The sequence below is a fragment of the Streptomyces albidochromogenes genome (assembly GCF_005981925.1).
Classification (GTDB): Bacteria; Actinomycetota; Actinomycetes; order Streptomycetales; family Streptomycetaceae; genus Streptomyces; species Streptomyces albidochromogenes.
Map to the genome: position 1 here is coordinate 1 of NZ_VBVX01000075.1, position 24,415 is coordinate 24,415.

Annotated in this window: 22 protein-coding genes; 10 read left to right on the forward strand and 12 right to left on the reverse strand. The window is 73.1% G+C overall.

From position 1 onward, the window contains the following. The 4 genes from E2E34_RS12800 to E2E34_RS12815 form a co-directional block, all read right to left on the reverse strand. The coding region (locus E2E34_RS12800; protein ID WP_138902021.1) for a sulfite exporter TauE/SafE family protein at nt 1-1,479 on the reverse strand (1,479 nt) is incomplete at its 3' end. Continuing rightward, nucleotides 1,476-2,777 (reverse strand): tetratricopeptide repeat protein, encoded by a 1,302-nt coding sequence (locus E2E34_RS12805; protein ID WP_244315696.1) that lies wholly within the window; start codon nt 2,775-2,777, stop codon nt 1,476-1,478. The genes E2E34_RS12805 and E2E34_RS12800, both read right to left, overlap by 4 nt. Before the next feature lie 188 nt (nt 2,778-2,965). Continuing rightward, the gene (locus E2E34_RS12810; RefSeq protein ID WP_138902023.1) at nt 2,966-4,516 is read right to left on the reverse strand and encodes a DUF4331 domain-containing protein; all 1,551 of its coding nucleotides are present in this window, start codon (nt 4,514-4,516) and stop codon (nt 2,966-2,968) included. Nucleotides 4,517-4,723: 207 nt separating this feature from the next. After that, on the reverse strand, nt 4,724-5,359 hold the full coding sequence (locus E2E34_RS12815) for a TetR/AcrR family transcriptional regulator (protein ID WP_138902024.1): 636 nt from the start codon (nt 5,357-5,359) through the stop codon (nt 4,724-4,726). 337 nt (nt 5,360-5,696) lie between these two features. Between E2E34_RS12815 and E2E34_RS12820 the strand changes: the two genes are divergently transcribed. Next, on the forward strand, nt 5,697-6,344 hold the full coding sequence (locus E2E34_RS12820) for a DUF5701 family protein (RefSeq protein ID WP_138902025.1): 648 nt from the start codon (nt 5,697-5,699) through the stop codon (nt 6,342-6,344). A 20-nt stretch (nt 6,345-6,364) separates the two neighbouring features. Here E2E34_RS12820 and E2E34_RS12825 read toward each other — a convergent pair whose 3' ends face one another. From E2E34_RS12825 to E2E34_RS12840, 4 genes are all read right to left on the reverse strand, one after another. After that, nucleotides 6,365-8,776, reverse strand: a complete 2,412-nt coding sequence (locus E2E34_RS12825; RefSeq protein WP_138902026.1) for a polysaccharide lyase 8 family protein — start codon at nt 8,774-8,776, stop codon at nt 6,365-6,367. Between the two features lie 249 nt (nt 8,777-9,025). Further along, the gene (locus E2E34_RS12830; protein WP_028812747.1) at nt 9,026-9,229 is read right to left on the reverse strand and encodes a cold-shock protein; all 204 of its coding nucleotides are present in this window, start codon (nt 9,227-9,229) and stop codon (nt 9,026-9,028) included. 290 nt (nt 9,230-9,519) lie between these two features. Continuing rightward, the gene (locus tag E2E34_RS12835) at nt 9,520-9,831 is read right to left on the reverse strand and encodes a hypothetical protein (RefSeq protein WP_138902027.1); all 312 of its coding nucleotides are present in this window, start codon (nt 9,829-9,831) and stop codon (nt 9,520-9,522) included. A gap of 188 nt (nt 9,832-10,019) precedes the next feature. Next, the gene (locus tag E2E34_RS12840; RefSeq protein ID WP_208765223.1) at nt 10,020-10,838 is read right to left on the reverse strand and encodes an alpha/beta fold hydrolase; all 819 of its coding nucleotides are present in this window, start codon (nt 10,836-10,838) and stop codon (nt 10,020-10,022) included. A gap of 269 nt (nt 10,839-11,107) precedes the next feature. Between E2E34_RS12840 and E2E34_RS12845 the strand changes: the two genes are divergently transcribed. The 3 genes from E2E34_RS12845 to E2E34_RS12855 all read left to right on the forward strand — a co-directional run bounded on the left by E2E34_RS12845 (nt 11,108) and on the right by E2E34_RS12855 (nt 14,443). After that, a complete protein-coding gene (locus E2E34_RS12845) occupies nt 11,108-11,500 on the forward strand; it encodes a TOBE domain-containing protein (RefSeq protein ID WP_138902029.1) in 393 nt (130 codons plus the stop codon). A gap of 116 nt (nt 11,501-11,616) precedes the next feature. Then, nucleotides 11,617-12,423, forward strand: coding sequence for a molybdate ABC transporter substrate-binding protein (gene modA, locus E2E34_RS12850; RefSeq protein ID WP_138902030.1), 807 nt, complete (start codon nt 11,617-11,619; stop codon nt 12,421-12,423). 85 nt (nt 12,424-12,508) lie between these two features. Further along, nucleotides 12,509-14,443, forward strand: a complete 1,935-nt coding sequence (locus E2E34_RS12855; RefSeq protein WP_138902031.1) for an ABC transporter permease — start codon at nt 12,509-12,511, stop codon at nt 14,441-14,443. A 73-nt stretch (nt 14,444-14,516) separates the two neighbouring features. Here E2E34_RS12855 and E2E34_RS12860 read toward each other — a convergent pair whose 3' ends face one another. Further along, nucleotides 14,517-15,413 (reverse strand): glycoside hydrolase family 19 protein, encoded by an 897-nt coding sequence (locus E2E34_RS12860; protein ID WP_279637881.1) that lies wholly within the window; start codon nt 15,411-15,413, stop codon nt 14,517-14,519. 216 nt (nt 15,414-15,629) lie between these two features. On the opposite strand from E2E34_RS12860, the gene E2E34_RS12865 reads away from it, so the two are divergent. Further along, nucleotides 15,630-16,250 (forward strand): L-threonylcarbamoyladenylate synthase, encoded by a 621-nt coding sequence (locus E2E34_RS12865; protein ID WP_138902032.1) that lies wholly within the window; start codon nt 15,630-15,632, stop codon nt 16,248-16,250. Nucleotides 16,251-16,283: 33 nt separating this feature from the next. Here the strand turns inward: E2E34_RS12865 and E2E34_RS12870 are convergent, their stop codons facing one another. From E2E34_RS12870 to E2E34_RS12880, 3 genes are all read right to left on the reverse strand, one after another. After that, the gene (locus E2E34_RS12870) at nt 16,284-16,547 is read right to left on the reverse strand and encodes a hypothetical protein (RefSeq protein ID WP_138902033.1); all 264 of its coding nucleotides are present in this window, start codon (nt 16,545-16,547) and stop codon (nt 16,284-16,286) included. 34 nt (nt 16,548-16,581) lie between these two features. Further along, a complete protein-coding gene (locus E2E34_RS12875) occupies nt 16,582-18,228 on the reverse strand; it encodes a sigma-70 family RNA polymerase sigma factor (RefSeq protein ID WP_138902034.1) in 1,647 nt (548 codons plus the stop codon). Between the two features lie 130 nt (nt 18,229-18,358). Beyond that, complete coding sequence (locus E2E34_RS12880) at nt 18,359-19,666, reverse strand: phytase (protein ID WP_138902035.1); 1,308 nt, start codon at nt 19,664-19,666, stop codon at nt 18,359-18,361. Between the two features lie 246 nt (nt 19,667-19,912). On the opposite strand from E2E34_RS12880, the gene E2E34_RS12885 reads away from it, so the two are divergent. The 5 genes from E2E34_RS12885 (at nt 19,913) to E2E34_RS12905 (ending at nt 24,390) form a co-directional block, all read left to right on the forward strand. After that, the gene (locus tag E2E34_RS12885; RefSeq protein ID WP_244315698.1) at nt 19,913-20,413 is read left to right on the forward strand and encodes a hypothetical protein; all 501 of its coding nucleotides are present in this window, start codon (nt 19,913-19,915) and stop codon (nt 20,411-20,413) included. Nucleotides 20,414-20,896: 483 nt separating this feature from the next. Next, nucleotides 20,897-21,454: an NADPH-dependent FMN reductase gene (gene ssuE, locus E2E34_RS12890; protein ID WP_138902037.1), complete on the forward strand. Its 558-nt coding sequence runs from the start codon at nt 20,897-20,899 to the stop codon at nt 21,452-21,454. A gap of 69 nt (nt 21,455-21,523) precedes the next feature. Then, a complete protein-coding gene (locus tag E2E34_RS12895; protein WP_138902038.1) occupies nt 21,524-22,594 on the forward strand; it encodes an ABC transporter substrate-binding protein in 1,071 nt (356 codons plus the stop codon). 3 nt (nt 22,595-22,597) lie between these two features. Continuing rightward, the gene (locus E2E34_RS12900) at nt 22,598-23,455 is read left to right on the forward strand and encodes an ABC transporter ATP-binding protein (protein ID WP_138902039.1); all 858 of its coding nucleotides are present in this window, start codon (nt 22,598-22,600) and stop codon (nt 23,453-23,455) included. Beyond that, a complete protein-coding gene (locus tag E2E34_RS12905) occupies nt 23,452-24,390 on the forward strand; it encodes an ABC transporter permease (RefSeq protein WP_138902040.1) in 939 nt (312 codons plus the stop codon). The genes E2E34_RS12900 and E2E34_RS12905 overlap by 4 nt, the downstream gene beginning before the upstream one ends. Nucleotides 24,391-24,415: the final 25 nt, after the last annotated feature.

Genomic DNA, 24,415 nt, shown 5'->3' on the forward strand with positions numbered 1-24,415 from the left:
GTGCGTGTGAGGGTGGGGATGTGGGTGCGGGTGGCTGTGTCCGGGGGGCGCCTCGTGACCGGGCTCCCCGGGGTGCGCACTCCCCCGGGCCTGCGCGTGACGGGGTTTCACCGGCGGCTGTACGTCGGCCGCGTGGCCGGCCGCACCGTGCGCGGACGCGGAGGAGGCCACTAACGTGAGCGCCCGCTCCTCGACGCGGACGGCGTGGGCGTCGGTGTCGGCGTCGTGGCTGTGCGCCGGGCTGTGGGCGTGCCCGTGCGCATGGCCGGGGCTGTGGCCGTGGCCGTGGCCGGGAGCATGACTGTGGGAGTGCCCGTGCGCATGGCCGGGTCCGTGCCCGTGCGCATGACCGTGTGAGTGCCCGTGCGCATGGCCGTGGCCGTGGCCGTGCGGGAGGTGGCGTCGGCGCCACGCCCTGCGCAGCAGCAGCGCGCCCGCCACCGCGACCAGGGCGCCGCTCGCGATGCCCAGCCACGAGACGACGGTGGGCGCCGCGGCCGACCCCGCCGTGATCAGGGCGCCCAGCGCGAAGACGCCCAGGGTGTGGGTCATCGTCACCGACAGCCCCAAGCCGATCATGTCGCGCACCGAGCTGCGGCCGCCCGCGGCGGCCGCGGCCGCCATCATCGTCTTGCCGTGCCCCGGTGCCAGCGCGTGCATGGCCCCCAGGAACAGGGAGATGCCGAGGGCGAGTGCCGCGAAGCCGGCCGTCAGTTCGTGCCGGGCCACGAGTCCGGTCAGCGCCTGCGCCCAGCGGTCGGCCCCGCGCGGCAGCACGCCCGCTGCCGGGGAGGGTCCGCCTTCGCCCCCGCCCGGGACCAGCGCCGGTCCCCCCGCTCGTACCGTGAGAGCGGCCGACCGTACTTCGGGCGGCGTGGAGAGCACGTCGCCGGGGTACGCGGTCAGCCGGCGCGAGAGGGACTTCCCCGGCACGTCCGACGCGGAAAGCGTCATGCGGTCGCCCCGCGCGGTGATCTCCCGCCACCCCGCCGTCGTGGTGACACCCCCGGGGCGGTACGCCACTCGTACGCTCTGCGCACGCGGCAGCGGCGCCGTCAGCGCGCACGTCACGCGCAGTGTCTCCAACCCGGCCTCACCAGGCCGTACTTGAGCCCTCGCGCTGCCCGCCGAGACGGGTACGGTTCCGCCGCCCGCCGGGCCGCCGGTGCCCGTGACCGTCAGCCGGGCGTCACGTGCCGCCGCGGCGCACCGCTTCCCGGCCCACGCTGACAGTTCGGCCGGCCCGAGTGTTCTGTCCCCGTCGGCGTCGATGCGGCGGCGCTCCCGGGCGGCCGGGATCTCCGCCAGGTCCTCGACGTGGTCCACCGCGAGCGTGCCCGGGGCGACGACGAGGCCGTCGTACTGGCTGGCGGTGAAGTTCCCCAGCGGGTGTGCCTGCGCCGCCCCGGCGGGCAGGACGGCGAGTGCCGCGCCCGCCGCCAGCGTGACGAGGACGCGGGCGGCGGTGCGGCGCCTCACGACGTCCCCCCGATCCGGTTCAGGACGGATCTCGCCTCGCGTGCCCCCGTGGGTGAGAAGCCGGGGTTCAGGTCGAGCGCGGCGCGCAAGTGCCGCCGGGCGGCCTTGTCGTCCCCGAGGGCGTGCTCGATCATGCCCCGGTGGAAGAGGAACGAAGCGTTCCGGTATCCGGGCTCCGGGGCCGTCGCCCTCTTGGCGTACTTCAGCGCCCGCCGGTCCTCGCCGTTCGCGTGCAGGGCCCAGGCGAGCGCGTCCGCCGTGTGGATGCTCTCCCGGCGCGACCATTCGGCGCGCGCCGCCTTCAGCGCCCCGGCGGCGTCGCCGTGGTCCGCCTCCACGAGTGCGGACTCCAGGTCGGTGGCGACGCCTTGCGCGCGGGCGAGCCGGATCCACGTACGGACGAGTCCGTACTGTTCCTCGGCGCGCTCCCGCCGGCCGGCCGCCTCGTGCAGTTCGCCGAGGGCGGCCAGTTGGCCGGGCAGCGGGTATCGCCGTACGACCTCTTCGAAGTCGGCGAGGGCCCGCTTCGTGTCGCCCTCGGCGGCGTACGCGCGTCCCCGCCCCTCCCGCGCCGGCACGTACCCGGGGTCGGCGCGCAGCGCTGTCGCGTAGTGGGAGCGTGCTCGTCCGTACTGGCCCTGGGACCAGGCCAGGTGCCCGAGCGAAGTGGCCACGTACGCCGCATCGGGCGGAGTGGACGCGGACTCCTGCGCGCGCAGCAGCACCCGGCGCGCTCCCTTCGCGTCGCCGAGCAGCTCCCGTACGTACGCGTACCGGGTGAAGACCGGGATGCCCGGCCGGCGCCGGTCGGCGAGTTCGACCGCGCGCCACGCCTCGTCGTACCGGCCGAGCTCCACGAGCGCGTCGACCCGGCTGCACAACGCCCGTTCGCTGTACGGGTTCACGCGCAGCGCCCGGTCCGCCTCGCTCAGCGCGGCGGTGAAGTCGTGCCGGGCGGCGGCGAGCGCCGCCCGGCCGGCGAGGGCGGCGTCGTTCTCGGCGGCCGGGCGCAGTCCCAGCGACCGGCCGAACGCCTTCTGTGCCCGAGGGTACAGCGTCGGGTCGCCGCTGGTGCGGGCCTGTTCGACGTACGCCGCGCCCAGGGCGGACCAGCCGGTGGCGTCCTTGGGCTGCTCGCGCAGGTGCCGGCGCAGGGCGTCGATCCCGCGCCCGAGGTCGCCGGCCGCCAGCCGCTCGGCGGACATGTCCGCCGCGAGGACCGGCGCGTCCCGGCCGGCCCGGTCCGCGCCGCCGTCGGCCCCGATCGCCACCGAGGTGGCGGTGAGGCCCACGGCCATCGCCAGGAGCGCCGCGATCCGCCACCGCCGTGGTCCACGCGGACCGCCGGCCGGCCGCTCCCGCCCTCGCTCATGCCGTCGCGGCACGAACCGCGGCTTCCGTACGGGCATCTGTCTCGCCTTCCTCGGCCTTCAGGGGGTGGTTCTCCGCGGGGCGGCCCGGGACTGCGCCGCCCCGCGGACGGGGTTCAGCCGAGCCAGGACCGGCGTGCGGGCCGGCGCCGGGAGCGCACGTACGACATGCCGAAGCCGACGAGCAGCACCCCCACGGCACCCGCCAGGGCCGAGGCGAGCATCACCGTGTTCTCGCCCCACGACGACGTGAGGGCGGCCGCGCCGCCGGTCAGCCCGGTGGCGTCGGTCTTGGTGCCGACGGCGGCGCCCTCGCGGGTGTCGGAGCCGGCGGTGGGCAGGGCGACGTACGGGAAGGTGTCGCCGAACTTCTTGTCGTTGGCGTCGACCGCGTCGCCCAGGTCGTTCTTGGCGCCGACGAGTTCGCCCTCGACGGTCTGCAGCGCGATGTCCAGCACGTCGTCGGTGAGCCGGCGCCCGTTCGGGAAGCCCGCGTTGTCGCCGTCCAGCACGCCGAGCCGCTTGGGCTCCGCCACCGGCTTGACGGAGGTGTTCAGGCGCAGCATCTCCGAGGGAGTCACATTGGGCGGCTGGTTGAGGTCCTTGACTCCGGTCAGGAACACCGAGACGAGGTCGTCGCGGGGCTCCTGGGGAGCCTTGATCTTGTGGATGGCCTCGACGAGCTTCGGCAGCTCCGGTTCGGTCACGTTCTTGAGGAAGTCACCGTCGTTCTCCGGCGAGGAGGCGTTGAACTTGTCCTTGTCCTTGACCGGGTTGACGACCTCGTTGACCAGCGGCATGCCGAGCCGCGACACGCGCGTCCAATGGCCGGAGGCGCTCCTGCGTTCGGTCGTCGCGTAGATGCCGACGACCGGCTGCTCCTCGGACTCGCGGATGTACGAGGTCGGCACCTGGAGGGCGATCGTGTTGACGTTGTAACCCTTGAGCGTGTCGTTGCCGACCTCCGACAGGTCACCGCCGTACAGCAGGTCGAAGACCCGCAGGTCGAGGAAGAACGGATCGTCGGCCTGGCCCGCGAAGGACTTGAGACCGCCGGGCACCTTGCGGACCGCCTCGTCTCGCAGCTTCTGGTAGTCGGGCATCGACGCCTTGCCGACGTTCGAGGGGGCGACGGGCAGGTTCTTCGCGACCTTGTGGCGCGAGACGGCCTTCCCGCCCTCCATGCGGATCAGTTCGATGTCGTACGTCTGCGTGAAGTTGAGGTCCGGGTCGTCGAGGCTCTCCACGGCGCCCGTGTTGTAGAGGAACGTCTTGTCGTTCTTCCGGTGGTCCTTGAACGTGAACCGGTACAGCAGCTCGTCCTGCGCGTCACCGTCGCTGTCGATGTGGAGGTCGTAGCGCGCGTCGGTGGCGAAGGGGTAGAAGTTCGGGCCGCCCGCCGGTTCCTGGAACGGCAGCAGGTTCGCCACCAGAGTCGTCGAGTCGGGGTGGTCGGGGCTCACGAACGCGTACACGTCCGTGGTGTCGAACTGCGGCTGCCCCGAGATCAGCGGCGCCTCCCGGTGGCTGGAGGCGGTCGCCGTCCGTGGCTCCAGCACGGCCGCCCCGGCCGCCGCGAGACCTCCGCCGGCGAGCGCGCCGCAGGCGAGCAGAGCGATGCTCCCGCGCCTGCGCCACGTCCACACGCTTCTCCTGATTACGCCCATCTCGCCCGTCCTTCATCCGTCGTCTCGTCCGTCCCGGCTTGCTTGTACGTCCAGTACGTGCGGGGCGGCCGTCTTGTTCGGTCTCGACGGCTGAAAGATCGGCGGGTTTCTCCGGCGGCGTGCCGCCCGAGGGCCGCCGGGCGGTGCGGGGACCCTCGTGCTGCCCCCGCCGACCAGGCGGTTCCCGCGTGGGGCGGGGCGCGGTGCTCACCTCACGGCGTAGTCGCCGAGCGAGCCCTCCAGCAGGCCGAAGACGCGGTGGGCGGCGACGGAGACCGTCGCCGCGATCCGTTCGTCGCTCTGCCCGTCGAGGGTCAGTTCCAGGATGCGCTGGAACAGGACCCGGTGGGCGCCGCCCAGTTGGGCCGCGGCGGCCCGGGGGGTGATGTCGTCGGGGGCGGCGGCGGTCTCGGCGGCGAGAAGGCCGGCGAGCGCGTCCTCGCGCCGGTCGTGCAGGTCGCGCAGCCGGCCCAGCAGCGTGGGACTGTCGGCGATCATCCGGGCGAACACCTCTCCGGAGAACCCGATGACCGGGTCGTGCCGTTCGACGCCGCCGAGGAACTCGCGCCGCAGGGCCGCGAGGGCCGACTCGCCCTCGGCCCGGGAGGCGACGGTACGGGCGAGGCCCGCGGCGAACTCGTCCTGGTGGTCGAAGGCCATGTCCTCCTTGCGCGCGAAGTAGTTGGTGACCGTCTTCTTCGCGACCCGGGCGGCCGCGGCGATCTCGGCGATCGTCGTGGCCTCGAAGCCGTTCTCGATGAACAGCCTGGTCGCCTGGTCGGAGATGAGCTGCCTGGTCTCCTGCTTCTTGGACTCGCGGAGTCCCACCGGTTCGATACTCATGCGGTAATCTTACACTCGTCGTAAGTTTCTCTTGACTCACTTCACACGTTGAGGCTAATTTTACGTCCGTCGCAAATTTCCACCCGCGACGACGCACTCGTTCCCCCGCCCGTCGAAAGGCACCCGTGCACCCTTCTCGCAAGGCCGATCCCGCCGCATCCCTCGACCGGAAGAACGCCGCACAGAGCCGCGGTACCTGGCGCCCCGTCCGCGACCTGCCGCCCGCCGCGGCACGACGCGGCGGCAACTTCCGCGCCGCCAACACCCCGCGCAGGGGGTCCTACTGACCCCGCGCAGCTCGCCCGCTCCCCGACCGCCGTACGCAGGAAGGCTCCACATGACCGACTTCGACGCCGCCACCGAGTTCGACCGCCAGGTCACGACGCTGGTCGACCTGGGGTACCCGGCACTCGCCGGACTGACGGAGACCACGTTCCGCGGCCTCGTCGAACCGCTGCGCGCCGCCGTCCTCGGCCGCCGCGCCACAATGGAGCCGCCGACCGAGGGCCGCGTGCCCTTCCTGCTCGTGGTCACCAGGTCGCTCGTACCGCTGGAGGATGCGGTGCCCCTCACCACGCTCGCCGGCAAGTCGAAACCGGGCGTGATCGAGCGCTTCTACGCCGAGGGCGAGCTGGAGCGGTTCGTGTCCCTGAAGGAACTCGCCCTTCCCGAGGGCGAGGTGTACGTCGCCTTCGACGTCGACCGGGGCGAGGAGTTCTGCGACGTCGTGCCGCTGAACGCCATGGCGGCGATCGAGGAGCGGGGCCGGACGCCGCTCACCATCGAGGAGGGTTTGGCGTTCGTCACCCAGTACCCCGGGGCCCTGGCCAAGAACAAGTGCTTCTCGCTCGGCGGCAGCCGCTTCGGGGACCGCAGGGTTCCGGCTCTGTGGATCAGCAAGGGCGCCCCGAAGCTGGGCTGGTGCTGGGAGGGCAACCCGCACACCTGGCTCGGCTTCGCCTCGGCCGGCGGCCGCGACGCCTGAGGCCCCGCCGCGACCGCCGGTCAGGCCGTCCGTACCACCGCCTTGTGCACGGCGCCCAGTTGGCCCGGGGTGATGCGCAGGCTCAGCGCGGAGCCCGTCGACACCACCTGGACGGCAGGGTCCTTGGACGTCACGGAGGAAACGGGCCGGTTCCACACCAGGTCGATCACGGCGCCGTCGCGCAGCGGCCCCGAGACGCACACCGTGGCCGAGCCCGCGCCCTCACGGATCAGCACGCTCGCGGGCGCGGAGGCGGAGACGGCGCCCACGGTCCCGGCCAGCCAGAAGTTGATGCCGGTGAAGCCGAGTGGGGCGACGGCGACACCTTGTTGGCTCGCGGTGTTGGCGAGCACGTCGAGCCAGGAGGTGTCGGCGGCGCGGGCGGAGGTCTGCCCCGCGGTGGCTCCCGGCATCAGGACGTACGCGTACGTCGCGGAGGTCGGGTCGGTGCCGTGGTCGAACCACAGCGTCAGATAGCGGCGGGTGACGGCGGCGGTCGAGCCGCCGCCGTTGATGTCCGACCAGGCGCCGGTACGGGCCTGGCGCAACGCCTTGACGGTGGCGCCGCCGGGGAAGACGTAACCGGCGTGACCGGCGAGGTGGGCCCAGCGGGTGCCGGTGAGGGTGGCGCTCCAGCCCGGCGCGGTGGGCCGGGCCGAGCCGTCGGCGGTGAACGCGTGCACGCCGCCCGCCCCGAGGTTGCGGTTCTCGACGACCGTTTCGACCCCCGCGCCGTCGCGTCCGTGGATCCCGCCGCCGAGGCAGACCACGGCGTCGTCGAGGAAGAACCACGACTTCTTCGCCATGAGGGTGGAGGACAGGCCCCTGAGGTACTGGCCGGCCACCCCGAACGTGCCGTCCGTCGCCCCGCCGACCCAGCGCACGTCGGGCCGGGCCACCCCCCAGGCGCCGCCCTCGCCGTCGGCGAGCGGCTTGCGGGAGGCGGTGGTGCCGGGCAGCCGTCCGGGGTCGACGGTCGGCCAGAAGTCGTCGCTGTACTGGCCGTTGCCGAAGTCCTTGCCCCACCAGTAGAGCATTCCCGAGCCGGTGTGCCAGCCCCGGAGGTTCTCGCCGTTGCCGTTCTCGTAGTACGTGATCCGCCGGGAGGCCATGGACAGGGCGGCCGCCCAGCCGGGCCTGCGGTGCACGGCGCGGTCCATGCAGGGGAAGAGCCGGTGGCCGACGGGTTCGGCGGCCGGCGAAGCGGACGAGCTGTCGATCGCGTGCAGCCGCGCCAGTTGGGCGACCCCGAGTGCGGGGCTGGTGAGCACCGGGCTGAAGTAGTCGCGGGCGATCCAGCCCTTGACCATCGCGTCCCAGCGGGTCTTCTCGGCGGCCGACGCGCTCCGCGCGAGCAGGGCGACGGAGGCGATGATCGCGTGGCCGCGCAGGTGGTCGTCCTGGCGCAGCCCGCGGGTGTCCGCCTTCTGTACGCCGCGGCTGATCGCGCGTCCCGCCACACCGTCCATCACCAGCCCGTTGAAGAGGAACGGGGCGTACGCCTTGTCGACCGAGTCCAGGACGACGTGCCGGCCGCTGTCGGTCACTTCCCACGCGGACCCCTTGAGCAGGGCGAAGAGCAGCGCCAAACCGCCGAGCATGACCTGCCCGTACGAACCGGCGTAGGGGACGTAGGTGTGCTGGACGAAGCTGCCGTCGGCGTAGAGGCCGTCGCCGGAGGTGACGTACGGGAAGACGGGCGAGAGCGCGTCGCGGGCGAGGGCGAGCTTGCCGGCGCTCCTGCCGACGACACCGCGCAGGGCGAGCACGCGGCACAGGTCGACGCGGTTGGCGCCGGTGGAGGTCCCCGTGTAGGCGGCGACCACGCTGTCGGGGACGAAGTGGTCGACCGCCGCGCAGTGGTCGGCGACGCGGGCGGCGCCGAGGTCGGCGTACAGCAGGGCGTCGATGTCCAGGAGGGCCTGCGGGATGCCGATCTGCCAGCTGTACCAGTTGCCGTAGCGGGTCCGGCCGGCGTGGTACGCCTGGTCGTGGAGGTGGTCGAGGCCGCCGAGGATCCCGGAGCGCAGGGCGGGGTCCCCGGTGAGGCCGGTGCCCGGCTGGGCGTATGCCTCGGCGAGGGTGCGCAGCCGATGAAAGCTGGTGTTGAGGTTGCCCGAGTACGTGTACGACTCGGCGTCGGTGTCGGGTTCCGGGTCGGCGTACGGAAGGTCGGGCCACAGGGAGCCGGCCGCCGGCGCCATGGTCGAGCGGAGGCCGGCGGCGGTGGAGCCGAGGGCGGCCAGTTTGCCGGCGTAGGGCTCCGCGTCCGGCGTGAAGCCGGTGCCGAGGAGGAGGTCGCACCAGGCGAGGCGCAGGGCGTCGTAGGTGTCGGCGGCGTGGGCGTGCGGCGCGGTCCCCAGCGGGGTTCCCGCCGCGAGGACGGCGGCGGCGCGCAGCAGCGTGCGGCGGGCGGGGGGCGGGGAGTCCATGCGCGGGAACCTCCGTGCGGGGCGCGTGTGCCCCGCAACCACGCTCGGGGTAAGCGGTTTCTCCCACAGCGCCGGACACGGCGTCAAGAGACCTGACACCGGGACCTGGTGCCCCGACGGCACGGCCCGCGAGCGCCGGAAGCCGCGCCCCGGTCTGCCCCCGGCCGGTCGCGCGACGTCGGCGCGGGCGCGCAGCGCGAAGCCCCCCGGAGCGTGCGCTCCGGGGGGCTCGGTGTCCCTGGCGTCGGGTCAGGCGACGGTGATGTTCTCCGCCTGCGGGCCCTTCTGGCCCTGGGTGACGTCGAAGGTGACGGTCTGGCCTTCCTGCAGCTCACGGAAGCCGGAGGAGTTGATGTTGGAGTAGTGAGCGAAGACGTCCGGGCCGCCGCCGTCCTGGGAGATGAAGCCGAAGCCCTTTTCGGAGTTGAACCACTTGACGGTTCCGCTGGCCATGCTGGTGCCTTTCAGTCGATATCGGATCCGCACCGCGCGAATCCGGAGGTGATCGCCCTGGTCCTTTGGCACTGCACAGCAAAGCGCCCACGCCATAGCGCGGGCAGGAACTGCGAACCACGACATCTGCGAGCGACGTTACACGGCGGAACCGCCTCTCACCAGAGAGCAACGTCCAATCGGCGACATGACAACCACCGGTCGGCGGCCTGCCCGGGGCCGTCCCGCGACCCCGGGCGGGCGAGCGGGCCCCGGTACCGGACGTGTCGGGCCGGGGCCGCGGCGTACCGCTAGGTGTCGATGCCGGTCACGGCTGTCGGGCCGAGCGGGGCGTCCTTCTCGGTGAGCCCCGCCTTGCGCAGCGCGCTCGCGGCCACCTCCTTGGCGTGCGCCTCCGCGCTGCGGCTGTCGTCCGCGTCGACCTCCAGGTGGATGCTGAACGTGCCGTTGTCGTTGACGGTGAGGATGTCCAGGTCTTCCGACTGGCCGAGTGACGTGTGCTGGGGGTCGGCCGGGCGCAGGTGCCGCACGAGGGCGGTGCGCGCGTCGTCGGGCACGTCGCGCAGGAACGTGCCCGGGATCGAGATGACGTAGGTGGTCATGCGGACTCCTCTGTCGGAACGGGTACGTCACGAGTACCCAAAGCCGGCCCGATTCTTCCGGCGCCGCCCATCGGGCGCGGCGGTCTCGGCCGACCGGGCTCCCCCGTACGGTCCCCCGGCCCGGTGTGCTGACGGCCGGTCAGCGGCCCGCTGCCTTCGCCGCACTCCCCGGCCGCCGGGCCGCGCCGTCAGGACGCCGGCCGGGGGCGCGCCGGGTCCAGGTACTCGGCGATGCGCCGGCCCCAGGTGCCGACGTCGGCGCGCGTCCGGGACACGTGCAGGTCGGCCTCCGGCAGCGCGTCGGCCAGGGCTTCGGCCGTCGACAGCGGGTGGCCCGGGTCGTCCGCCCACGCCAGGATCAGGGCCGGCCGGCGCAGCGCGGCGAGCGCGGCGGGGGCGGGGAGGTCGGACGCGGCCAGGCCCCGCAGCACGGACGGCAGTACGCGCTCGGGGGGTGTCGGCGCGAACGCGGGGACGTCCGCCACCACCGCGGGGCCCGGCCGGCCCAGCCGGGCGGCGGTCCAGGCGTCCGCCCCGTCCCGTTCGACGGTCTCGGCGGATGCCCGGCAGGTCCGGGCGTACGCCTCCCGCGTCGCCCACGCGGTGGGCGGGACGAGCAGCACCAGCCGGGAGAAGCGGCCGGGCGCGCGTACGGCCGCGTGCAGCACGGTGCCGCATCCCATCGACGCGCCGACGGCGCCGACGGGACGCGTGGCGCCCAGGTGGCCGAGCAGGCCCAGCAGGTCGTCGGCGAGCGAGGGGTAGGTGTAGTCGGTGTCCACGGGGTCGCCGGTGGACCGGCCGTGGGCCCGGGCGTCGTAGCGGACCAGCCGAAAGCCGCTGTCCAGGACGGGTGTCCAGTCGAAGAGGCCCATGCGGTCCTCCACGGCCCGGCTGACGAAGCCGCCGTGCGCGTGGACGACGAGCGGCCCCTCACCCGCGTCCTCGTAGGCCAGGTCCGCCCCCCGATGGCGGAAGCGGCCTTCCGTGACCGCGTGTCCTCGCACAGCCGTCGCACCCCGTCCCGGTCCGTCCCGGTCGCGTGGGGACCGTACGCCGTGCAGCCGCAGCCGGCGGCCCGGGCGGCCGCGCCTGCGCGCGCCCACTCCCACGCGTCTTCCTCCAGTACGCCACCGGGGCCCACGCCGCGCGCGTCGACCGGCCGGAGCCCGGTCCGGAGGGCCGTTCGGGGCTTTCTCCAAGAGGGCTCGCATCTGCCATGGAGCTTCAGCCCAAAGCTTGCAGATGCCATGCAATCCGCTCTATCTTGGCGCGCATGCAGTCCTACACCATCGGACAGGCGGCGCGTCTGCTCGGCGTGAGCCCCGACACCGCGCGCCGCTGGGCGGACGCCGGCCGGGTCGCGACCCATCGCGACGAGAGCGGTCGTCGCCTCATCGACGGCCGTGACCTGGCGGCGTTCTCCGTCGAGGTCGGCCAGGCCGGCGCCGATGAGGACCCCGGCTACACCTCCGCCCGCAACGCCTTTCCCGGCATCGTCACGGCCGTGAAGCTCGGCGACGTGGCGGCCCAGGTGGAGATCCAGGCCGGTCCGCACCGGCTCGTCTCCCTGCTCACCCGCGAAGCCGTCGAAGAGCTGGGGCTGGAGGTCGGCATGCAGGCCACCGCCCGCGTGAAGTCGACCAGCGTGCACATCGACCGCACCTGACCCCGCCGCCCGCCCCGGTTCCTTGCTCATCACAGCGGCGTCGCCCGTCCTCGGCGCGGCTCGTCACCATCCGCCCGGACGGCACCCGCCGGCCGTGTCCCCAAGGAGTCCCGCCCATGTCCCTCGCTCTGCCGTTCAGCCGGCGCCGCGCCGCCGCCGCGCTCATCGCCACCGCCCTCCTCCTGCCGCTCGCCGCCTGCGGCAGCGACGACAGCGAGAAGGGCTCGGCGGCTGACAAGTCCGGCAAGGCCGCGACCGGCGCCCAGCTGACCGTGCTGGCCGCCGCCTCGCTGACCGACGTCTTCAAGACGGCGGGCGCCGCGTACGAGAAGGCCCACCCGGGTACGAGGATCACCTTCTCCTTCGCCGGCTCCCAGGAGCTCGCCGCCCAGGTCGGCCAGGGCGCCCCCGCCGACGCCCTGGTGACCGCCGACACCAAGACCATGGACGCGCTCGGCGGCGAGACCGGGACCCCGACCGTCATCGCCAGGAACCGCCTCGTCATCGCCACCGGCGAGGGCAACCCCCGGGGCGTCCGCGGCCTGAAGGACCTCGCGGACAGCGATCTCAAGGTGGTGCTCGCGGCGCCCGAGGTGCCGGTGGGCCGCTACAGCCAGAAGATCCTCGACGCCCAGAAGATCACCGTGAAGCCGGTGTCGCAGGAGCCGAGCGTCCGCGCCGTACTCAGCAAGGTCGAACTGGGCGAGGCCGACGCCGGTCTCGTCTACAAGACCGACGCCGCCACCGCGACCGGCAAGGTCGACGCGGTCGAGATCCCCGACGCGCAGAACGCGATCGCCGCGTATCCGGCCGCGACACTGAAGACGTCCAAGAACCCGGCCGCGGCCGAGGCGTTCGTGAAGTGGCTGTCGTCGCCCGAGGCCCGGAAGATCTTCAAGGACGCGGACTTCCAGCAGCCGTAGTCACCAGCCGTACGCACGCGTACGGGGCTGTCCGGCCCGGGGCCGGGCAGCCCGCCTCCGCTCGACGCGCCCCAGGGACCTGACGATGAACCCACTCCGCACCCGCGCGGCCGGCCCGCGCACCCCCGTCCTCCTGGGGATTCCCGCCCTGCTGGCCGTCGCGTTCCTGCTGCTCCCGCTGATCGGGGTGCTGGTGCGCACCTCGTGGAACGACCTCGGGGAGCATCTGGGCGGGCCGGCCACCACCGAGGCGCTCAGGCTGTCGCTCGTCGTGTCGTTCTGGGCGCTGGGGCTTTCCCTGCTGCTCGGCGTCCCGCTGGCCTGGCTGCTCGCCCGGGTCGCCTTTCCCGGCAAGGCGCTCGTCCGCTCCCTCGTCCTGCTGCCCATGGTGCTGCCGCCCACCGTCGGCGGCGTGGCACTCCTCCTCGCCTTCGGCAGGCGCGGGCTCCTCGGCGGGTGGCTGGAGGACACCTTCGGCGTCACCCTGCCGTTCCACACCTCCGGCGCGGTGCTGGCGGCGACGTTCGTCGCCATGCCGTTCCTCGTCATCAGCCTGGAAGGCGCCCTTGGCGGGCTGCGGCCCCGCTACGAGGAGACCGCCGCCTCCCTCGGGGCGTCCCCGGTGCGCGTCTTCTTCACCGTGACGCTGCCGATGGTCGCCCCGGGGCTCGTCGCCGGGGCCGCGCTCACCTGGGCGCGCGCGCTGGGCGAGTTCGGGGCGACGATCACCTTCGCCGGGAACCTGCCCGGCACGACGCAGACCCTGCCCCTCCAGGTGTACCTGCTCCTCCAGGACGAGCCGGCGGCCGCGACCTCCGTCTCCCTGCTGCTGCTCGCCATCGCCATGGTGGTGCTCGTCGCGCTGCGGGGCCGCTGGACCGGCACCCCCGCCGGCCGTACGCACGCGGCCGGGCCCCCGGTGGACGAGCCGGAGCCGGCCGGCGCCCCCCTGCCCGCCGTCGCCGAACCGGCCGGCCCGAAGGAGCGCTGGGACCTGCACGCCGAGGTCACGGGCTTCAACCGCCTCACCCTCGACGCCGCGCCCGGCACCACCATCGCCGTGGTGGGCCCCAACGGCGCCGGCAAGACCACCCTCCTGCGCGCGCTCCTGGGACTGACCCCGCGCGCCCACGCCGAACTGCGCCTCGGCGACACCGACGTGACCCGGCTGCCGCCGCACCGGCGCGGTGTCGCCTGGGTGCCCCAGGACGGGGCGCTCTTCCCGCACCTCACCGCCCTCGCCAACACGGCGTACGGACTGCGCGCCCGCGGGATTCCGCGCGCCGAGGCCCGCCGCAGCGCCCAGGGGTGGCTCGACCGCCTCGGCGTCGGCCACCTCGCGCAGCGCCGGCCCGCGCAGCTCTCCGGCGGCCAGGCACAGCGGGTCGCCCTGGCCCGCGCACTGGCGGTCCGCCCGCGCCTGCTGCTCCTCGACGAACCCCTCGCGGCCCTCGACCAGACCACCCGCGCCCATGTCCGCCACACACTGCGCAACCACCTCGACGGCTTCGGCGGCGTCTGCCTGATCGTCACCCATGACCCCGTCGAGGCCGTGTCGTTGGCGGACCGCGTCCTCGTGCTCGACGACGGCCGCGCCCTCCAGGACGCCCCGCCGGCCGAGGTCACCCGCCACCCCCGCTCGCCGTGGGTCGCCCGGATGCTCGGCCGCAACGCCTGGCCCGGCACCGCCACCGCCCAGGGCCTGCGACTGGCCGGCGGGGAGACGCTGGTGGTCGCGGACCCGCTGCCCGCCGGCGCGGACGCGCTGGCGATCATCGCGCCGGAAGCGGTCTCCGTGCACCGCGAGAAGCCCAGCGGGAGTCCCCGCAACGTCTGGCCCGGCACCGTCCGCGAGATCACCGCGTCGGGGAGCCGACTGCGCGTACTGATCACCTCGGAGCACGCGCCGGACCTGGTGGCCGAGATCACCCCGCAGGCCGCCGCCGAACTCGGGCTCACGGACGGGACGTCCGTGTGGACCAGCGTCAAGGCGACCGAGACGACCGTCGTGGCCCTGTAGCGACGCGTGGAGCGGCCGCGGACCGGGGGACGACACCTCCCCGGTCCGCGGCCCGTTCAGGGACCGGCCGGCCTCAGCAGTAGAGGTTCGAGCCGGTGGGGACACCCAGGATCTGGGTGAACTGCTGGTACTTGGTGACCCGGCTCTGGACCTGGGCCGGGTTCTTGCCGTCGCATTCGAGCGAGCCGTTGATCGAACGGATCGTGTGCCCGAATCCGGCCTGGTTGACCATGGCGTTGTGGCCGGTCATCGTGCCGGGGCCGTTCTGGGTGTTCCAGTACCACAGGCCCGTCTTCCAGGCGACGGCCGCCTCGTTCTGGACCCGCCACGGGTTGTTCAGGAGATCGATGCCGAGCGCGTCGCCCGCGGCCTTGTAGTTGAAGTTCCAGCTCAGCTGGATCGGGCCACGCCCGTAGTACGCGGCCTGGCCGGCCGGGCAGCCGTACGGCTTGCTCCAGTCGCAGTAGTGGGGGTAGTTGGCCTGGTTCTGCTCGACCACGTGGACCAGGCCGCCGGTCTCGTGGCTCACGTTGGCGAGGAAGGCCGCTGCCTCCTGCTTCTTCACCGTGTCGCTGCCGGTGGTGGCGAAGCCGGGGTAGGCGCTCAGTGCGGCGGTGAGACCGCTGTAGGTGTAGAAGGAATTGCGGTTCGGGAACATCTGGTTGAACTGCGACTCGCTCACCACGAAGCCGGACGGGGACGGAGTGCCCCCGCCGCCGCAGGTGTGCGGGTTCCAGTACCAGGTGCTGATCGTCGGGTCGTAGCCCGGGTTGTCGTGCTCGGCGATGTAGTAGGCGCCGTTGTACCTGACAACGTTGCCAGCCGTGTACCAGGCGCCCTGCTGCCAGTTCGGCGCGGTGTCGCAGACGGTCGCGGCGGGCGCGGCCGACACCGAGGGCGTCAGCGCCACGACGAGGCCGGTGGCGACGAGGAAGGCGGTGAGCAGGGCCATGAGGCGTGTTCTCAGCACTCGATCACTCCTTTTGAGCGCAACGGCCCGTCCGGAGCGCGCACTTGGCCTCCGGCGACGGCCGTGGTGGGGGGCTGCCCACACTCAAGCGTGATGTCATGATCAAGTCAAGGTATAGACCAATGCGAAGCGGAAGCGGAACGGAAGTCCCGGCGCGGCGGCGGCGTGCGGCCGAGGGCGCCGGAGCGCGGTGGTCCGATCGCGTACGCTCGCCGGATGGCGAAGTATTTCGACGTGCACCCCGAGAACCCTCAGCGGCGCACCATCAGCACCGTGGCCGACAGCATCCGCTCCGGCGCGCTCGTCGCGTACCCGACGGACTCCTGTTACGCCCTCGGCTGTCAGCTGGGCAACCGGGACGGCCTCAGCCGGATCCGGTCGATCCGGAACCTCGACGACCGGCATCACTTCACCCTGGTGTGCCAGGACTTCGCGCAGCTGGGCCAGTTCGTCCACGTCGACAACGACGTGTTCCGCGCGATCAAGGCGGCGACGCCCGGCAGTTACACCTTCATCCTCCCCGCGACGAAGGAGGTGCCCCGCCAGCTGCTCCACCAGAAGAAGAAGACCGTCGGCGTACGGATCCCCGACCACGCCGTCACCCAGGCCCTGCTCGCCGACCTCGGCGAGCCGCTGCTGTCCAGCACCCTGCTCCTGCCCGACGAGGAGGAGCCGCTGACGCAGGGCTGGGAGATCAAGGAACGGCTCGACCACGTGGTGGACGCCGTGGTCGACTCGGGCGACTGCGGCACCGAGCCGACCACGGTCATCGACTTCTCCAGCGGCGAGGCCGAGATCGTACGCCGGGGAGCGGGCGACACGGCGCGGTTCGAGTAACCGCGCCGGAAGCCGGAGGCACCGCCGGGCGCCCTAGACGTCCAGAGGGCCGGGAGGCGGGGCGGGGTCCCGGGCCGCCGACGCGGCGGCGGGATCCCCGTCGTCCTCCCGGCCGCTCGGGAACATCAGCCAGGCGCTCGCGGTGATCAGGCCCATGGAGGCCAGTCCCAGACCGAAGCGCAGCAGCCGCAGGCCGCCCCGCCACCCGAAAGGATCGCCGTAGACGATCCACAGGCCGAGGGACACCCCGGCGAGGAGGACGGCCACCGCGCAGATCCGACGCACCACCATGTTCATGACCCCATTATCGCAAGGGACTTGGCGGGCCACGTCAACGGGATGCGCCGAAGACCTGCGTCCACCAGGGACCGCCGGACGCGTCGTGCATGCCGACACCGATCTCCTTGAAGGAGCAGTTGAGTATGTTGGCGCGGTGTCCGGAGCTGTTCATCCAGGACTCCATCACCTGGGCCGGGGTCCGCTGCCCCATGGCTATGTTCTCGCCGTACGTGCTCCACGCGTAACCCGCGTCGGTGACGCGCTCCCCGGGCCCGGCGCCGTCGGGGTTGGTGTGGTCGAAGAAGTCACGGGCGGCCATGTCCGCGGAGTGGCGCTGGGCCGCCGTGTCGAGTCGGCCGTTCTGGCTGACCGGGCCGCAGCCGTTCTTGCTGCGCTCGGTGTTGACCAGAGCGGTGACCCGCTGCGCGAAGGACGAAGGGGCCGCCGGCTGCGCCGGCGAGCTGGCCACGGGCTTCGGCGGTACGGGACGCGGGGACGGCTTGGCGGCGGTCCTGCTCGGGGTCGCGCGGGGCGTCTTCCTGGACACCTTCTTGGACGGCGACGCCGAGGCGCGCGGGGAGGCGGAGCGCGTCGTGGGGGCCGCCGACGTCGGCGAGGCCGGCGGCGTCGGAGCGACCACGGGCGGCAGGGCCGCCTCGACCGCCGCCCGGGAACGCGTCGCCTCCCGTGCCTCGCCCGGCTCCAGCAGCGTCAGGACGGTGTATCCGCCGCCGCCCACCAGCAGCACCGCCGCCGACGCCGCGACAGCGCGCCGGCGCCGCATCCGCCGGCTGTGCCGCTCCTGGCGGCGTCCGGCGGGCCCGAGGCGGACGGGAGCGTCACCCGGGAACGCGGCGGCGCCCTGCGCGGAGGCGTCACCGTGCGCGGCGGCGAGGCCGACGGTGTGGTGCTCGCCCGAGAGGACCGCTCCCGCCAGCGCGGCGCTCACCGGGATCAGCGCCAGGCCGACCAGGAGCTTCTCCGCCGGCACCAGTTCCGCGCCGTACCCGGAGCAGATCGTGCAGTCGCGGGCGTGGCGGGCCAGCCGCTTGCGCCACAGCGTGGACGGCACCCCGTCCCACGCGGCGAGGGCGTCGTCCAGCAGGACGCAGCGCGGCGCCGCCGCCAAGGCCCGTACGACCACCCGGGCCGTCTCCAGCTGCGCCTTCATCCGCTGCACCCGCACCGCGGTGTGCTGCGGCGAGAGTCGCATCGCGTCGGCCACCTCGGCCCTGGTCAGCTCGCCCGCCGCCTCCAGCCACCACAGCGACAGCAGGGCCCGGTCGTCGGCGTCCAGCCAGCGCGTCGCCTCCGCCACCTCGCGGCGCTGTCCCGAAAGGCCCAGGCGCACGATCGTCAGGTCGACGAAGTCCGCGCCGGGGTCGGCCAGCTCGTGGGCCTCGTCCAGCTCGCCCCCGGACCGGTCCGCCTGCCGGGCCTGCCAGCGGTCGCGTATCTGGTTCATCGTGATGGCCACCAGCCACGACCGGAAGCTCGCGGGATCACGCAGTGACCCCAGTCCGCCCAGCGCGCGGATCAACGTCTCCTGCACCACGTCGTCGACATCCGCGTGCCCGCTCAGCGCCCGGCCCACGATGTTGTAGACGAGCGGCAGGTACGCGGTGACCAGCTCGTCCTGCGCCCGCTGGTCACCGCCCTGGGCCGCCCGGACCGTCGCGGCTTCGCGTTCGCTGCCCACACTCGGCTCACTTCCTCGGGCTGCGCCCGTTGCTCGTCTGTCCTGTCCGACACCAGGGAGACCTGGGCTGCGGGCAGCGGATAACAGAAAAGCAGACGCGATCCGGGACGGGTCACCGGCCCCCGAGGGGTCAGTCGTCGATGCGGTCCATGACCCGGCCGAGGTCGACGAACTTGAACCCGGTCGCCTCGCGCCCCTCGGGGACCGACGGGGTGTCGTGGCCGTCCTGGACGACGAGCAGGCCGCGCGGGTACCTGCTGCCGAGCGGGGCGTTGAGGACGGCCGCGCCGTCGCACTCCTCGGAGCCGTCGGCGGTGCGGCCGGCGGTGACGCGGAAGCCTCCCTCGTACTCGTTGTCGTCCCCCGTCTCCCGGTCGTACAGGGCGAAGGTGTCGTCCCCCTGGCTGGAGGCGAGGACGTACCCGTCACCGTCGGGCTCGGTGAGCAGGGTCAGCCCCTCTACGTCGGCCGCCAGGCGGGTGCCGCCGAAGCCGGGGTCGGCGCCGGGGGCGCATTCCTCGGTCTCCTCGTCGTACACGCCCGGGACGCCGTACTCACGGACCTTGTCGACGAGCTTCGGCGTGCCGCTGAGATCGGCGCGCACCCGCCAGATGCCGACGTCCTCCTGGCCCGCGTAGAGCACGCCGTTGGCCGGGTCGACGACCATGCCCTCCACCTGGGGCAGCTCGCCCGGCTCGGCGCACGGCGTCCACGAGGTGCCGTCGGGGAGACGGAAGGCGGACGGCAGGGTGAGGGTACGGACCTTGCGGTAGGTGACCGTGCCGCCGGGGGTGGCGAGGAGTTCCAGCAGGGCCACCTCCGTGCGGTTGCGCCGGCTGGCCAGGGCGTAGGAGCGGCCGCTCGCCGGGTCCGTCCAGGTCGCCAGGCCGTACGCCGTCTGCTGGTCGTTGACCTCGTCCTGGCCGGCCGAGAAGACGCGGGGGGCGGCGGGGTCGGTGACGTCGGTGAGCGGGCCGCCGGGCCGGCCGCGGTCGACGCGGTAGACCCGCAGCCGGTCGTGGCCGCGGTCGCTGACCACGGCCAGGTCGGCGCGCCCGGCCGGCAGCCGCAGTCCGTGCACGAGGTCGACGTTGTTGAACCGGCCGGGCGCGTCGTCGGGGCCGGGCGCGGCGGGCGCGGGCACCGACTGCACCTGCCGGGCGTCGAGGTCGTAGACGCGCAGGCCGCCCTCCTTGGCCGTGGCGATCACCAGGCTGCTGTCCGGGTCGGCGGCGTCGCGCCAGATGGCGGGGTCGTCCGCGTTGGCGCTGCCGCCCGCCTCGTCGTCGTACAGCGTGGGCGTCTCGGCCCTGGGAGTGACGGCGGGCAGCGGCTCGGCGGCGTGCGTCCGGGCCTGGGCCGGCGCGAGCGCGGCGACCAGCGCCAGCGCCGTACCCACCGCCAGGGCCGCCGAACGGGCGGGACGGTTCGTGGTCACGAGAAGCTCCTCACTGTCGGGTACATGACGGTCGCGGCGTGAGCATCCAACCACCGGGTGACCGCGGGCGGTACGGCGCGCGGTACGCGCGTGTGCGGGCGGTGAACTCGTCACACCGCCGGCCGGGCCCGGAACCCCGGGCGATCGGCTCGTCGCGGGAGGCGGCCGCCCGCGTACTGGTAGATCTGGATCTCGCCAAGCGATTCGCGCCTTTTGTGGGGAGATGACGTCTTGTCAGGGAGTCCCGTGAGCCTTCCGCGTCCGGCCCGGCGCGCGGAGCCCATGCAGCGGCTGCTGTTCGGCGGCGTGTACGGAACGGTGCTGGCGAGCGCGCTGGCCGCCGCCCTGGAGAACGACAGCGGTCCGCCCAACCCCGGATACGACGCCGCGTGGATCCTTGTCGCCGCCCTGGCCGCCGCCGCGTCGCACGGCTACGCCCACGCCCTCGCCCACCGGGTGGCGCACGACCCGGCGGTCACCAGCACGCTCCGGTCCGTTCTGACGGAATGGCCCCTGGTGGTCGCCGCACTTCCCACGGGCCTGCTGCTGCTCACCGCGCAGGCACGGTGGTGGAGCGAGAGTTCGGCCCTGGCGGCGGCGCTGGCGGTCAACACGGTGGCGCTGTTCGGCTGGGGTCTGTGGGCCACGCGCGCGGCCGGGCGCGGCTGGGTGGCGGCGTGCCGGTCGGGCTGCGTGGACATGCTGTTCGGCCTCTTCATCATCGGCGCGAACACGCTCAGCAAGTAGGGGCGGCGCCCGGCCTTCCGGTGCCCTGATGAACGCCGCGTTGCGCGGGTGTGACAGGGAATTCGGAATGTGAGACGCCTGCGGATGAAGCGTTGACGTGGCCGGTTTCCGAATGCCAGCCTCTTGCGTGTGAACGAGAACCTCGCCGCACGCCTGCACGTCGATCTGCGACGTCACGCAAGCGCGCTCTGTGCCGACGGTCGCCGGACCGCCGGCCGCCGTGGTCTCTCCTGACGCCTCTTTCCGGCTCCTGGCCGTTCTCCGCCGCTGACGGGGCTGCTCGTCCCCTTGCGCCGCCGGGCCCGGCAGAGGTCCGCGGCGTCCGCCCGCGTCCGTCGACGACATTTCTCCCTCGGCGATTCCCGTAAACCCCGCGAGGAATTCCCCCTGCCTTGTGCGGTATTCGGCCGCGCATTCCTCCTCCCCGTTCCGGCCTTTCCGGCCGGATGTCCGCCCTGCCTTTCACCACGCCAGGAGTTCCCTTTGCCGTCACTTCTCGCCGTTTCAGGAAGCCCGTCCGCCGACTCCGGAACGGCCCTCGTGGTGGACCGCGTCGTGCGCCGCCTGGCGCTCGCCGGCCACGGCACGGCCCATCTCTCCGTACGCGATCTGCCCGCCGCCGACCTCCTGGCCGGCCGCGTCACAGGTCCGGCGCTGCGCGGGGCGGTGGAGAAGGTGGCGGCCGCCGACGGGCTCATCGTCGCCACCCCGGTCTACAAGGCCTCGTACACCGGCCTGCTGAAGGCGTTCCTCGATCTGCTGCCGCAGAGCGGACTCGCCGGAAAGACCGTGCTGCCGCTGGCGACCGGAGGCAGTCTCGCGCACGTCCTGACCATCGACTACGCCCTGCGCCCGGTGCTTTCCGCACTCGGCGCCCGGCATGTCGTCACGGGCTGCTTCGTGCTCGACAGCGCGATCGAGCGCCTGGGCACCGGTTCGGTCCGGCTCGAAGCCGCGACGGACCTGCGCCTGCTCCAAGCCGTGGACGGCTTCACCGACGCCCTCAGTCCCGGTGTGCCGCTCGCCGCGGCCGCCTCGTAGGCCCCCGTCCGGCCCCTCCCGGCCGGCGCCCACCGACCACCACTCACCCGCACGCGAACAGGAACTCCCATGACCACACTGACCGCGTCGTCCCGACGACAGTTCCTCACTCTGCTCGGTCTCTCGGCGGTGGCGGTCGGCTGCGGCGCGTCCGCGAACGCCGGGGCGCCGGGCAGGGACGGGACGAGAACGCTCCGGTACCAGGGATGGGCCGGGCAGGTCACCCTGCCCGAACTCGCCGAGGACCTCGGCTACCTGGAGGACGTGAGGCTGCGGTGGGTCGGCAACACCATCAGCGGCCCGCAGGACATCCAGAGCGCGGCGACGGGCCAGACCGACTTCGGCGGCGCCTTCAACGGCGCGGTCGTCAAACTGGCCGCGAACAAGACGCCCGTGAAGGCCGTCATCAGCTACTACGGGTCGGACAAGGACGCGTACAGCGGCTACTACGTACTCAACGACAGCCCGATCCGCTCGGCGCGCGACCTGATCGGCCGCAAGGTCGGGATGAACACCCTCGGGGCCCACTCCGAGGCGATGCTCGACATCTACCTCCAGCGCGCCGGTCTGTCGCGCGCCGAGGCCGACAAGGTGGAGCCCCTGGTGGTCCCACCGGTCAACACCGAACAGGCGCTGCGCCAGAAGCAGATCGACGTGGCCGTGCTCAGCAGCCTGCTGCGTGACAAGGCGCTGGCGACGGGCGGCATCCGCCGGCTGTTCGCCGACCACGAGCTCCTCGGTGACTTCAGTGCCGGCACGTACGTCATGACGGACCGCTTCCTCCAGCAGAACCCGGACACGGCGCGCACCTTCGTCACGGCGGTCGGGCGGGCCATCGAGTGGTCGCGGTCGACCCCGCGCGACGAGGTCGTCGCCCGTATGACGGACATCGTCCACAAGCGTGGCCGCAACGAGGACACCGGAGCGCTGCGCTACTGGAAGTCGTACGGCGTCGCGGAGACGGCGGGGCGGATCGCCGGCAAGGAGCTGCGGCTCTGGATCGACTGGCTGACCGAGCGCGGCGACATCAAGAAGGGCCAGGTCACGCTCTCCGACCTCTACACCAACGAGTTCAACGCCTTCAGCGAGGGCACGCGTTCCGCCTCGCCGTCCCCCTCCGTCCCGACCAGCGGGAGCTGACCGATGCCGCAGTCCACCCCACCCAAGATCGTGTTCGAACGGGTCCGGAAGGACTTCGCCGTCAAGGGACCCGCCAAAAAGCCCCTGGAGCGGGCGGCGGGGAGCCGGGCGACCGGGCTCACCGCCCTCGACGGCGTCGACCTGGAGATAGCCGCGGGCGAGTTCGTCGTCGTGGTCGGCCCCAGCGGCTGCGGGAAGTCCACGCTGCTGGACCTGCTCGGCGGTCTGACCCGGCCCACCGCCGGACGGATCCTGCTGGACGGCGTGCCCGTCACGGGGCCGGGCCTCGACCGCGGCATCGTGTTCCAGCAGTACGCCCTGCTGCCGTGGCGGACCGCGCGGGGGAACGTCGAGTTCGGCCTGGAGGCGACCGGCGTCCCGCGCCGTGAACGCGCGGAGCGGGCCCGGGAGTTCCTCGACCTCGTCGGCCTGTCGGGGTTCGAGGACCGCCATCCGCACGAGTTGTCGGGCGGTATGCGCCAGCGCGTGGCGATCGCCCGCAGCCTCGCCTACGACCCCGAGGTGCTGCTGATGGACGAGCCGTTCGCGGCCCTGGACGCCCAGACCCGCGAGTCGCTCCAGGACGAGCTGCTGCGGATCTGGCAGCGCACCGGCAAGACGGTCGTCTTCATCACCCACGGCATCGAGGAGGCCGTGTACCTGGGGCAACGGGTCGCCGTCATGACCTCCCGCCCCGGACGGATCAAGGAGGTCGTGCCGGTCTCCCTCGGGTCCCGCACCGCGACGGACGACCTGAGGTCCAGCGCCGAGTTCGCCCGCCACCGGCGCGAGATCTGGTCGCTGCTGCACGACGAGGTCGCCAGGGCCCAGCGGTTGGAGAAGGAGGAGGTAGCCGTATGAGCGCCGTGACCGGAACCGAGACCGAGAGCGCCGGGACGGTCCGCGCGCCGCGTGTCGCCGAAGCGCCACCGCCGGCCGGCGAGCCCGCCCCGGCGGCGCCGCGGCCGTCGCGGGGCTCCGGTCCCCCGCCAGCCCCGGCGGCTCGTCGGCGCGGGGCGCTGCGCCGGCTGCCGTACCTGCTGCTGAAGACGGCCACCAAGTCCGTCGCCGTCGCCGCCCTGCTGCTCGTGTGGGAGACCGCGCCGCGGCTCGGGCTGGTCGACCGGACGTTCCTGCCGCCGTTCAGCGAGGTCGCCGGCGCCTGGTGGGGCCTGGTGGCCGACGGACAGCTCGCCGTCCACACCCGCGCCAGTTTGGCCCGGTCGTTCAGCGGATTCGGTCTCGCCGTGGCCGTGGCCGTCCCGCTGGGCCTGCTGATCGGCTGGTACCGGCCGGTCGCTGACCTGCTCGGCCCGCTGCTGGAGGTGTTCCGCAACACCGCTGCGCTGGCGCTGCTCCCGGTGTTCGTCCTGCTGCTGGGGATCGGCGAGACCTCGAAGATCTCCATCGTGGTGTACGCCTGCACCTGGCCGATCCTGCTCAACACCATCAGCGCCGTACGGAACGTCGACCCGACCCTGCTGCGTCTGGCCAAGTCGATGGACCTGTCCGCGCCCCGGCTGTTCCAGAAGGTGATCCTGCCGGCCTCGGTCCCGGTGATGTTCACCGGCGTCCGGCTGGCCGGAGCGGTCTCCATCCTGGTGCTGGTCGCCGCCGAGATGATCGGCGCCAAAGCGGGGCTGGGCTATCTGATCAACGCCTCGCAGTACAACTTCGCGATCCCGCAGATGTACGCGGGCATCATCACGATCTCCGCCATCGGCGTCGTCTTCAACCAGTTCCTGGTGGCCGTGGAACGGCGGCTCAGCTCCTGGCGCGTCCCTGCGGCCGGCTGACCCGCGCACCACGACTCCACTCCCC

Coding starts and splice junctions, on each gene's coding strand:
- E2E34_RS12805 (WP_244315696.1), bottom strand. CDS start 2,777: ATGGCCGTGGGCCTCACCGCCACCTCGGTGGCGATCGGGGCCGACGGC.
- E2E34_RS12810 (WP_138902023.1), bottom strand. CDS start 4,516: ATGGGCGTAATCAGGAGAAGCGTGTGGACGTGGCGCAGGCGCGGGAGC.
- E2E34_RS12815 (WP_138902024.1), bottom strand. CDS start 5,359: ATGAGTATCGAACCGGTGGGACTCCGCGAGTCCAAGAAGCAGGAGACC.
- E2E34_RS12820 (WP_138902025.1), top strand. CDS start 5,697: ATGACCGACTTCGACGCCGCCACCGAGTTCGACCGCCAGGTCACGACG.
- E2E34_RS12825 (WP_138902026.1), bottom strand. CDS start 8,776: ATGGACTCCCCGCCCCCCGCCCGCCGCACGCTGCTGCGCGCCGCCGCC.
- E2E34_RS12830 (WP_028812747.1), bottom strand. CDS start 9,229: ATGGCCAGCGGAACCGTCAAGTGGTTCAACTCCGAAAAGGGCTTCGGC.
- E2E34_RS12835 (WP_138902027.1), bottom strand. CDS start 9,831: ATGACCACCTACGTCATCTCGATCCCGGGCACGTTCCTGCGCGACGTG.
- E2E34_RS12845 (WP_138902029.1), top strand. CDS start 11,108: ATGCAGTCCTACACCATCGGACAGGCGGCGCGTCTGCTCGGCGTGAGC.
- modA (WP_138902030.1), top strand. CDS start 11,617: ATGTCCCTCGCTCTGCCGTTCAGCCGGCGCCGCGCCGCCGCCGCGCTC.
- E2E34_RS12855 (WP_138902031.1), top strand. CDS start 12,509: ATGAACCCACTCCGCACCCGCGCGGCCGGCCCGCGCACCCCCGTCCTC.
- E2E34_RS12865 (WP_138902032.1), top strand. CDS start 15,630: ATGGCGAAGTATTTCGACGTGCACCCCGAGAACCCTCAGCGGCGCACC.
- E2E34_RS12870 (WP_138902033.1), bottom strand. CDS start 16,547: ATGAACATGGTGGTGCGTCGGATCTGCGCGGTGGCCGTCCTCCTCGCC.
- E2E34_RS12895 (WP_138902038.1), top strand. CDS start 21,524: ATGACCACACTGACCGCGTCGTCCCGACGACAGTTCCTCACTCTGCTC.
- E2E34_RS12900 (WP_138902039.1), top strand. CDS start 22,598: ATGCCGCAGTCCACCCCACCCAAGATCGTGTTCGAACGGGTCCGGAAG.
- E2E34_RS12905 (WP_138902040.1), top strand. CDS start 23,452: ATGAGCGCCGTGACCGGAACCGAGACCGAGAGCGCCGGGACGGTCCGC.